The sequence below is a fragment of the Mycobacterium sp. TH-M103 genome, from assembly GCF_057473785.1.
This window is the reverse complement of record NZ_JBYCLG010000003.1, coordinates 1-11,108: the sequence shown is the minus strand read 5'-3', so window position 1 is coordinate 11,108 and position 11,108 is coordinate 1. Positions and strand designations below refer to the sequence as shown.

At 69.8% G+C, this 11,108-nt stretch carries 6 protein-coding genes; all 6 read right to left on the bottom strand.

Annotated features, from left to right (window positions below):
- On the bottom strand, positions 1-1,030 hold a 1,030-nt coding region (locus AC2VOR_RS00110; RefSeq protein WP_486962969.1), incomplete at its 3' end, for an acyl-CoA carboxylase subunit beta.
- Between the two features lie 8 nt (positions 1,031-1,038).
- A complete protein-coding gene (gene pks13, locus AC2VOR_RS00105) occupies positions 1,039-6,363 on the bottom strand; it encodes a polyketide synthase Pks13 (RefSeq protein ID WP_486962970.1) in 5,325 nt (1,774 codons plus the stop codon).
- Between the two features lie 79 nt (positions 6,364-6,442).
- Positions 6,443-8,344, bottom strand: coding sequence for a long-chain-fatty-acid--AMP ligase FadD32 (fadD32, locus tag AC2VOR_RS00100; RefSeq protein WP_369736373.1), 1,902 nt, complete (start codon positions 8,342-8,344; stop codon positions 6,443-6,445).
- Between the two features lie 255 nt (positions 8,345-8,599).
- Positions 8,600-9,610 (bottom strand): carboxylesterase Culp6, encoded by a 1,011-nt coding sequence (gene culp6, locus AC2VOR_RS00095; RefSeq protein WP_369736372.1) that lies wholly within the window; start codon positions 9,608-9,610, stop codon positions 8,600-8,602.
- 79 nt (positions 9,611-9,689) lie between these two features.
- Entirely contained in the window at positions 9,690-10,595 is a 906-nt protein-coding gene (locus AC2VOR_RS00090; RefSeq protein WP_369736371.1) for an esterase family protein, read from the bottom strand.
- A 148-nt stretch (positions 10,596-10,743) separates the two neighbouring features.
- Positions 10,744-11,108, bottom strand: a 365-nt coding sequence (locus AC2VOR_RS00085) for an alpha/beta hydrolase-fold protein (RefSeq protein WP_486962968.1), incomplete at its 5' end; no start/stop codon positions are given.

The window sequence follows — 11,108 nt, the reverse complement described above, 5'->3', positions numbered from 1 at the left end:
CGGAGGCCTCGTTGTCGATCGCCCCGGACATGTGCATCGGCTGGTTGGCGACGACACCGACGGTGCGGCCGTCGACCCGCGCGTAGCCCGTGATCATCGCCTGCCCGGCCTGCGCGGCGACGTCGAGGAAGTCGCCGTCGTCGAAGATCCGCAGCAGGATCTCGTGCATGTCGTAGGCCGTGTTGTCCGAGTCCGGCACGATCGAGTCGAGCTCGAGGTCGCTCGCGGTGATCTCCGGCTCCAGGCCGGGGTTCACCACCGGCGCCTTGTCGTAGGCGTTGGACGGCAGGAAGGACAGGAAGTCGCGCACGTACTGGAACGCCGCGGCCTCCGACTCCACCACCTGGTGGATGTTGCCGTAGCGGGCCTGGTAGTCCGCGCCGCCCAGTTCGTCGAGCGTGACGTCCTCGCCCGTCACGTCCTTGATGACGTCGGGGCCGGTGACGAACATGTAGCCCTGGTCGCGCACCGCCACCACCAGGTCGGTCTGGATCGGCGAATACACCGCTCCCCCGGCGCATTTGCCCAGGATGATCGAGATCTGCGGCACCAGCCCGGACAACAGCTCGTGGCGGCGGCCCAGCTCGGCGTACCAGGCCAGCGAGGTGGCCGTGTCCTGGATGCGGGCACCGGCGGAGTCGTTGATGCCGACGATCGGGCAGCCGGCCATCGCGCACCACTCCATCAGCCGGGCGACCTTGCGGCCGAACATCTCCCCGACCGAGCCCTGGAACACCGTCTGGTCGTGGGAGAACACCCCCACCGGCCGGCCGTCGATCATGGCGTGGCCGGTGACCACGCCGTCCCCGTAGAGGGCGTTGGGGTCGTTGGGGGTGCGGGCCAGCGCGCCGATCTCCAGGAAGGTGCCGGGATCGACCAGCGCGTGGATGCGCGCGCGGGCACTGGGAATGCCCTTCTTGTCGCGCTTCGCCGCGGCCTTCTCACCGCCGGGCTCCTTGGCCTGCTCCAGGCGGGCGTGCAACTCGGCCAGCTTCTCGGCCGTGCTGTGCTGAACGGGCGCTGGAGCCATCTCCGTCACTACTTGCCCACCTCACTCGTCTGGCGCTCGATGCTCTGCAAGGCCTCGCTCATGTGCGCACCCACCTTGGCGATGAAGGGCTCGTCGATGGCCTGGATGTGCTCGCCACCGATGCGCACCACCTCGAGGTCGGACACGTACTCACCCCAGCCGCCGTCCGGCTTGCGGGTGGCGTAGCGCGGTTCGAACTCGATGACGTCGTCATGGTAGCGATCCGCCATGTAGAGGGTGACATGGCCGTCATAGGGTTCGATCTGGACGGTCTCCAACGCCCGGTTGTCCAGGTAGGACGTGCGCTGGTGCTCGATGATGCCGCCGGGGACCTGCACGCCGCTCTGCTGGACGATCTCCAGCACGAACTTGACCTGGCCCTCGTCGTCGAGCTCCTCGAGCTGCTCGTACGGGATCGCGGGGATCTCGACGTTGAAGGTGCGCTCGGCGAACCTCGCGTACCGGTCCCAGCGCTTGCGGGTCTCCTCGCGGGTCTGCGGGATCTCCTCGCCGGCCCGCACGGTGTCGATCATGCCGACGAACGCCACGTTGGCGCCCACCCGCTTGAGCCCGATCGCGCAGGCATAGGCCAGGGCACCCCCCAGCGACCAGCCGGCCAGCACGAACGGCTTGTCGCCGTTGAGTTCCAGCAGTTTGGGAACGTACTGGGCGGCCCGCTCCTGCACGGTGCCCTCGACCCGCTCGCAGCCGTACATCGGCGTGTCCGCCGGCAGCCGGTTGAGCAGCGGCTCGTAAACCACGGTCGAGCCGCCGGCCGGGTGAAACACGAACACCGGTACCTGCGAATCGTTCTGCGGCGCCCTGATCGTGCGGATGAACCCGTCGAGTTCACCGGCCTCGAGGTGGCCGCGCACCTTCTCGGCCAGCGCCTCGATGGTCTCCGCCGCCAGCACGTCCTCGGCGCTGATCGGGCCGTCGGCGCGCTCGGAGAGCCGTTGCGCCATCTTGGCGGCGGCGTCGCCGTCCAGCTTGGGCAGCGGGTTGAAGATGCCGCCCGGGGACTTGCCCGTCACGATCGCCCAGGTGGCGAACGTGACCCGCTCGGCCGCGTCGCGCGGCGGCACGTCGGAGTTGAGCGCCTTGGCCACCGCCTGCTGGCTGAGCGCCGCGGCCGCCCCCTTCAGGTCCGGCTGCGCGGCGCCGTTGGTCGCGGGCCCCGACGGGTCGGTCGGCGGCGGCGGGACGGCCACGTCGGACTCCGGCTGCGTCTCGGGCTCGGCCTGCGGGTCGGGCGCGGGCACCGCGACCGTGGCGGGTGTCGCCCCGCTGAGCAGCTGCGCCTGCTCCCTGGCGATCTCCTCGGGCGTCTGCGTCTTCTGGTGCTCGGCCAGCTGCGAGACCTCGTCGCGGTGCTCGACCGCGTACTGGATCAGCTGCTCGATGTTGTAAAGGTTGGCGTCGCGCACGGCCGTCAGCTGGATCGGCGGCAGGTCGAAGTCGTATTCGACGCGGTTCTTGATGCGCACCGCCATCAGCGAGTCCAGGCCCAGCTCGACCAGCGGCACCTCCCACGGCAGGTCCTCGGGCTCGTAGCCCATCGCCACGCCGACGATCATGCCCAGCCGCTCCCCGACGGTCTCACCGGAGTCCGGCGACCACTTGACCGTGTCGGACGGCAGGTAGCGGTTGGTCAGGCTGTCCTTGGTGGTTTCCGCTTCCAGGTCCTCGACGGGGGCCTTCGGCGCGGCGGCAGGGGCCGCCGGGAGTTCCGACGCGATCCCCGTGCCCGCGCCGACCGCGGCCGGCAGCACCGACTGGGCGCCGCCCCGCGTCACCAGGGCGTCGTAGACCAGCGTGAAGGACTCGCCGACGCGGGCGTGCACCTGAACCGAGGCGCCGCCGGGGTGGCGGGTCAGCGTCGTCACCAGCACCGAGCCCTGCCCGGGCACCGCCCGCTGCTCGGCAGCCGTCAGCTGGGCGTCTGAAAGCACCTCGGCGGCGGCGGCTTTCACCAACGCCTGCAGGTCGGTCGCCTCCAGGCCCGTGAAGATCCGGGGCGTGTACTCCCACACGTGGCGCCCGTCCGGCAGCGCGACGTGGGCGCCCGGCAGGATCACCGAGCTGCTGCCCGCGGAGAAGGACACGTCCAGCCAGTGGTCCTTGCGCTTGAACCGGGTCGGCGGGATGTTCGCGTAGTCCTGCGGGTCGAAGCGCGCGGCGGAATGCCGCGTGAACAGCGTCCAGATGTCGAGGTCGTGGCCGTAGACGTAGAGCTGGGCCATGGCCGAGATCATCGACTCGACGTCGTCCTGCTTTTTGGCCAGTGTCGCGATCAGCTGGGCGTCGGGCAGACCCGCGGCGGCCGTGGTCAGGCCGATCTGCATCAGCGCCACCGGGTTGGGCGCCAGTTCCAGGAAGGTGGTGTAGCCGCTGTCGACGGCGTTGCGGACGCCGTGGGTGAAGTAGACGGAATGCCGCATGCCCTTGACCCAGTACGCGACATCGTGGATCGGCTCGGCGCCGGGCTTGACGTAGCTGCCCTCGTGCACCGTCGAGAAGATCCCGGTGGTGGGACTCAGGGGGGTGATGCCCTGCAGTTCCGCTGAAAACTCGCCGAGCAGCGGATCCATCTGCGAGGTGTGGCCGGCGCCCTTGGTCTGCAGCTTGCGGGCGAAGCGGCCCTCCGACTCGGCCCGGGCGACGATCGCGTCGATCTGCTCGGGCGGGCCGCCGATGACGGTCTGGCTGGGCGCGGCGTAGACGCACACCTCGAGGCCGGGGTAGTCGGCGAACACCGTCTTGAGTTCGTCAGCGGAGTACTCGACGAGCGCCATGAACCGGATGTACTCGCCGAACAACATCGCCTCGCCCTCGCCCATCAGGTGCGAACGCGAGCAGATCACCCGGGTGGCGTCGGCCAGCGACAGCCCACCGGAGAAGTAGGCCGACGCGGGCTCGCCCAGCGACTGGCCAATCACCGCGGCGGGTTTCGCGCCGTGGTGCTTGAGCAACTCGCCCAGCGCGATCTGGATCGCGAAGATGACGACGTTGGAAGTCTCGATGCCGTATTCGTGGGAGTCGTCGAGGATGAGCTCGAGCACCGAGTAGCCCCGCTCGTCCTGGATGAGCGCGTCGACCTTCTCGATCCACTCGGCGAAGACCTCGTTGCGCAGGTACAGGTTCTTGCCCATCTTGCGGTGCTGCGCGCCGAATCCGGCCATGGCCCACACCGGGCCGCTGGTCACCGGCCCGTCGACGCTGAACACACCCGGGCGCTGCTTGCCCTCGGCGACCGCGCGCAGGCCCTTGACGGCCTCCTCGTGGTCGTGGGCCAGCACCACCGCGCGCGAGCGGCCGTGGTTGCGCCGCGACAGCGACCGGCCGATCGCCTCCAGCGACGACGCCTGCCCCTCGGGGCTTTCCATCCAGTCGGCCAGTTCGGCGGCGGCGGCCTTCTTGCGCGACGTCAGGAACGCCGACACCGCCAGCGGAATCAGGGGCTTGGTCGGTTCCGCGGCCTCCTGAGCGGCGAGCTCCTCCAGCGCGATTTCCCTGAGCCGCAGGGCCTCCTCGGTGAGGCCCGGCAGTTCGCGCTCTTCCTCCCCGGTCGCCGCCGTGTCGGGGATGATCTCGCCGAACTCGTCGAACCGCAGCGAGTGACTCTCCATGGCGGGCGCCTCGGCCTCGGCCCCCGCCTTGGCCGGCGGGGCGGGCTCGGGTTCGCGCTCCACCACGTCACGGGGCAGGACCTCGCGCACCACCACGTGGGCGTTGGCCCCGCCGAAGCCGAAGCTCGAGACGCCGGCCAGCGCGTACCCGCCGTAGCGCGGCCAGTCGGTGGCCTGGTCCACCACCTTCAGGTGCACCGCGTCCCAGTCGATGTACGGGCTGGGACCGGCGAAGTTGATGGATGGCGGCAGCTTGTCGTGCTGCAGCGCCAGCACCACCTTGGCCATGCTGGCCGCACCGGCCGCCGACTCCAGGTGGCCGATGTTGGACTTGAACGCCCCCAGCAGCGCCGGGCGGTCGGCGGGACGGCCCCTGCCGACGACGCGGCCCAGGGCCTCGGCCTCGATCGGGTCGCCGAGCACCGTTCCGGTACCGTGCGCCTCAATGTAGTCGACGTTGCGGGGGTCGATGCCGGCGTCCTTGTAGGCCCGGCGCAGCACGTCGGCCTGCGCGTCCTGGTTGGGGGCGATCAGGCCGTTGGACCGGCCGTCGTGGTTGACCGCGCTGCCGGCGATGACGGCCAGGATCTGGTCGCCGTCACGGCGGGCGTCGTCGACGCGCTTGAGCACCAGCATGCCGGCGCCCTCGGAGCGGATGTAACCGTTGGCGTCCGAGGAAAACGACTTGATCCGGCCGTCCGGCGAGAGGACCGCGCCGATCTCGTCGAATCCCAATGTCACCGCGGGGGTGATCAGCGCGTTGACCCCGCCGGCCACCGCGGCGTCGCACTCGCCGTTGCGCAGCGCCTGCACGGCCTGGTGAATCGCCACCAGTGAACTCGAGCACGCGGTGTCGACGGCCACCGACGGCCCACGGAAGTCGTAGAAGTAGGACACCCGGTTGGCGATGATCGAGGTGGCGGTGCCGGTGATCGCGTACGGGTGCGCGCTGGTGGGGTCGGAGACCGCCATCATGGCGTAGTCGTTGTTGGAGACACCGATGTACACGCCGACGGGTTTGCCGCGCAGGCTCGACGCCGGGATGCGGGCGTATTCCAGCGCCTCCCACGTGAGCTCCAGCGCCATCCGCTGCTGCGGGTCGATGTTGTCGGCTTCCGTCTTGGCCACCGCGAAGAACTCGGAGTCGAAGCCCTTGATGTCCTTCAGGTAGCCGCCGCGGGTCTGGGCGTTGGCGATCCGTTCGGCCAGCCGCGGCTCGGCGAGGAACTCCTCCCAACGCCCCTCGGGCAGGTCGGTGATGGCGTCGCGGCCCTCCATCAGCGCCTGCCATGTCGCGGCGGGGGTGTCCATGTCACCCGGGAAGCGGGTGGACAGTCCCACGATCGCGATGTCGACGCGCTCGGCGGGGCCCGTGCGCGTCCAGTCCGCGTCGCCGTCGGCGGACGTGTCCGCCTCGGGCTCGCCCTCGATGATGCGGGTGGCCAGCGACTCGATCGTCGGGTGCTGGAAGGCCACCGCGACCGACAGCGTGACACCGGTCATGTCCTCGATGTCGGCGGCCATCGCCACGGCATCGCGCGACGACAGCCCCAGCTCCACCATGGGCACCGACTCGTCGATCGAGTCGGGCGACTGGCCGGTGCACCTGGCCACGTAGTTGCGCAGCCATTCCCGCATCTCCGGGACGGACGGCATCCGCCGCTTCTCCTCATCGCTGCGCTCTGCATCGTCGTCGGCGCGCATGTCGGTCTTCTTCGCGGGCAGGTTGTCGTTCGCGGGCGGGTTGTCCAACGATTCAGATCCTGTGTCAGTCATGTCCGGTTCAGCTTGATTCGGTGGCAAAGGCGGTGGGAGAACCGACGCCGCTGCGCAGGCTGCCGTCGAGATAGGCGGTCCGGCAGGCACGTCGGCCGATCTTGCCGCTGGAGGTGCGCGGGATCAGCCCGGCCTGCACCAGCAACAGGTCGCGAACGGTCACGCCGTGCCGGACGGCGATCGCCGCCCGGATGTCGTCGGCGATCGGCTGGTAGTCGAGCTTGTGCGCCCCCGCGGCGCGCTCGGCGACGATGACCAGCTGCTCGGAGGTGTCCTCCGGGTCGTAGCTCAGGCCGGTGTGCGGGTTGTCGAACACCTCCCGGGGCAGCTGGTTGGCCGGCACCGAGAAGGCGGCGACGTACCCGGTGCGCAGCGCCTTGTTGGCCTCCTGGGCCGAGTACTCCAGGTCCTGCGGGTAGTGGTTGCGGCCGTCGATGATGACCAGGTCCTTGATCCGGCCGGTGATGTAGAGGTTGCCCTTGTAGTAGGTGCCGTAGTCGCCGGTGCGGACCCACATACCGTCGTCGGCGGCGCCCTCCGCGTGCGACGGGCTGGTACGCGACTTGAGGATGTTCTTGAACGTCTCGGTGGTCTCCTCCTCCTTGCCCCAGTAGCCGACGCCCATGTTGTTGCCGTGCAGCCAGATCTCCCCGATGTGCCCGTCCGGCAGCTCGGTGGCCGAGTCGGCGTCGACGATGACGGCCCATTCGTCGACACCGATCACGCCCGCGGACACCTGCGCGACGGCGTTGGGCGCGTCGGCGGCGACCTCGACGAAGCGGTGCTCGTTCAGCGCGTCCCGGTCGACGTGGATGACCAGCGGCGCCTCGTTCATCGGCGTGGTGGAGACGAACAGCGTCGCCTCGGCCAGGCCGTAGGACGGCTTGATCGCCGTCTCGCGCAGGCCGTAGGGCTGGAACGCCTCGTAGAACCGGCGCATCGATGCCGGTGACACCGGCTCGCTGCCGTTGAGGATCCCCCGGACGTTCCTCAGGTCCAGCGGCGGCTCGCCGTCCTTGGGCGCACCGCGCAGCGCGGCGTGCTCGAACGCGAAGTTCGGCGCCACCGAGATGACCGACCCGTTGTCGTTCTCGTCCTGGCGCGCCATGGCCCGGATCCAGCGGCCGGGCCGGCGCACGAACGCGGCCGGCGTCATGAACGTCATGTTGTGGCCGAACACCGGCGACAACAGCACCGTGATCAGGCCCATGTCGTGGAAGAACGGCAGCCAGCTGACGCCGCGGTCGCCCTCCTCGCCACCCATGGAGAGGGCGTCGAGCACCTGCACCACGTTCGTGGGCAGGTTCAGGTGGGTGATCTGCACCCCCGTGGGCGTGCGGGTCGAGCCCGACGTGTACTGCAGGTAGGCGATGTCGTCTGCCCCGCCCGTCGGCTGCTCCCAGGTGACGCCGACCTCGTCGGGCACCGCGTCGACGGCGATGACGCGGGGCCGGTCCTTGGCCGGGCGGTTGCGGAAGAATTTGCGGACGCCCTCGGCGGAGTCGCTGGTGGTCAGGACCGTCGAGGGCGTGCAGTCGTCGAGCACGGCGTGCAGCCGCCCGACGTGGCCCGGCTCGCTGGGGTCGAACAGCGGCACCGCGATCCGGCCGGCGTACAGCACGCCGAAGAACGAGATCAGATAGTCCAGGTTCTGCGGGCACAGGATCGCGACGCGGTCGCCGGGCTGGGTGACCTGCTGCAGTCGGGACCCCACGGCCCGGTTGCGCTTGGAAAAGTCGGACCAGGAGATGTCGCGGGCGATGCCCTCACGCTCGGTGGAGAAGTCGAGGAACCGATAGGCCAGTTTGTCCCCGCGAACCTTTGCCCAGCGCTCCACGTGCCGGGCCAGATTGAGGTTCTCGGGAAATCTGATCTTCCCGTTCACGATGAACGGGTTGTGGTACGCCATACCGCTCTCCTGTCAAACACTGCTCGTCGACATTTACCTGTGGTCTGCGCACGGGCCGACCCGGCCGGCCCGCGATGACGCAGGCTCCGGTTCACATCGGCTCCGACCCGAGCGGGTCAGCACAACGCTACTTATGCTCTTGACGCTCTAACTGCTCTTAATTTTCTCTTAATGTTAAGGGTCCGAACCCGGCACACCAAATCACAAGGTACCGCTGTTGGGGGTCGGCTCCGTTCTACCTGAGGCTGTGTCCCCTCACCCGTGTTTGGGATGCGGCGCGTTCTGGATCAGGCCCCGCGCCCAGTTGAGCGTCCACTCGGTCGCCGGCTCCCCGTCCAGGCTCCAGAACTGCGGGGTGGCGTACAGGGCGTGCACCGGTCCCGCGGCGCCGCCGGCCAGCGTGTTCAGCGTGTTGGGCAGGTTGGTGAGGCTGAAGGCCTCGTCCGGGGCGGCGCAGATGAGATCGCCCGGGGCGCAGATCTCGTTGGTCCTGTCGTTGAGCGCCCCGAAACCGCCCGGCCGCGCACCGGTCATGGTCAGACCGAGCCCGGACAGCACCGGCACCTCGTGCAGGGTGACCTCTGCACCCTCCCCCGGCGGGTTGGGCCCGACGTCGTTGCCCACCCCCGGCTGGCGGCGCCCGTCGGCGATCAGCGTCACGCCCAGCACCAGGTCGTCGTCGACCGGGCCGCGGCCGTTGCCGATGTCGCTGGCGATGTCGCCGCCGATCACCGCGCCCTGCGAGAAGCCGATCAGCACGTAGCTGGTCAACGGGCACTTGGCGTTCATGTCGGTCATCGCCTTGATCGTCGCGCGGGTGCCCTCGGCCCGGCTGGCGTTGTACGACATCTGCGTGTCGCCGCTCAGCGGGTTGTTGAACTGCGCGGTGTAGGGGACGGTGTAGGTCTCCAGCCGCGAGGGCGGGAACTGCTGACGCAACGGCCCGGTCACCTTGAGCAGCAACGCGTTCGGGAACTGCGTGGGGTTGAGCGGATCGTCATCCGGGGAAGACTCCCAGGTGCCGGGAATCGCGATCAGGTCCACGTCGGGGCACGAGGCGGCCTGGCTGGCCGGGCGGGGCTTGTGGGGGTGCGTCGTCGTCGAGGCCGGCGGCAGCACCCCGGGCGGCACCGCGGTCGGCGGCGACTGCGAGCTGCGCAGCAGGACCACCACCGCCACCAGCACCAGCAACACCACGCCCGCCACCGACAGGGCGGCGGCCCAGGCGAGCATCCGGTGGCGCTTGCGCCGCGCGTTGGTTGCCATGTTCTCCTGCCAGTCGGAAGGCGGCAGCGACGCGGTCTCACCCCCCGCTGCACCTTCTACACGGTACCGGCTCGCCGTCTCAGCGAATGGCGCCGACGATGTCGCCCGACATCGCCCCGAGTTGGCCCGACCACGAGCCCCAGCCGTTGTCGCCGCCGCCGGGGAAGTCGAAGTGCCCGTTGTGCCCGCCGTTGCTGCGGTACATCTGGTAGAACTCGCGGGAGCCGCCCATCGCCACGGCCGCCTGGCCGATCACCGCCGCGGGATCGCTGGCCCCGTCATTGGTCGGGCTGTACACCCACACCCGGGTGTTGTTCTGCGCCAGCAGTGCCGAATGCACCGTCGGGTCGTGCCACTTCCAGCGGCCCAGCTGCGGGGCGCCCCACATCCCGTTGCCGTCGACGCCGCCGAATTGCTGCAGGCCCGCCAGGATCGCACCGTTGTAGTTGGTGCTCGACGGGTACACGAAGCCCGACAGCGAGCCGGCGAAGCCGAAGCGGTCGGGGTGGAAGGCGGCCAGCGCCATCGCGCCGTAGCCGCCCTGCGCGGCGCCCACGGCGGCATGACCGCCGGGCGCCAGCCCCCGGTTGGCGGCCAGCCAATCCGGCAGCTCGCTGGACAGGAACGTGTCCCACTGCTTGCTGCCGTCCTGTTCCCAGTTGGTGTACATGCTGTAGGCGCCGCCGGCCGGCGCGACCACCGAGATGCCCTTGCCGGCCAGCGTGTTCATCGCGTTGCCTGCGGTGACCCAGTTGCTGACGTCCGGCCCGGCGTCGAAGGCATCGAGCAGGTAGACCGCGTGCGGGCCGCCTTTGAGGAAGGCCACCGGGATGTCGCGGCCCATCGCCGCCGAAGGAACCATCAGGCTCTCGTAGCCGGCGGCGCCGGCCTTTCCGGGCGAGCCGCCCACCGCCACCACACCGCTCAGTCCCACAGCCAGCGCGGCGACGCACACCAGCCGCAGCAGACCCCGTACGACCCTCATGGCCACCCTCCATCGTCTCGTCGCTGTCTGCACATTAGCCAGGTCGCGGCCCGACCGGAACCGAGGGTGGTGAAACAGGTCACACCGCCGGAAACGATCGGTGGCGGGGACCCCGCAGGGTCCCCGCCACCGATGGCGTTGCTGTGTGTCAGTGACCGGCGCCGGTGTTGCCGGCGCTGTTAGCGGTGCCCGCGGTCGTGGCGGCCGGGCCGGCGCCGGGCGTCGCGCCCAGCGTCGACTGCAGGTCAGGCTTCATGGCCTGCAGCTGCGCGCCCCAGTACGGCCAGTCGTGCGTGCCGTTGTCGTCGAAGTTGAACACCGCGTTGTGCCCGCCGGCGGCGTTGTAGGCGTCCTGGAACTTCAGGTTGCTGGTGCGCACGAAGCCCTCCAGGAACTTCGCGGGCAGGTTGTCGCCACCGAGGTCCGACGGCTTGCCGTTACCGCAGTACACCCAGATGCGGGTGTTGTTGGCGACCAGCTTGCCGACCTGCAGCGTCGGGTCGTTGCGCGCCC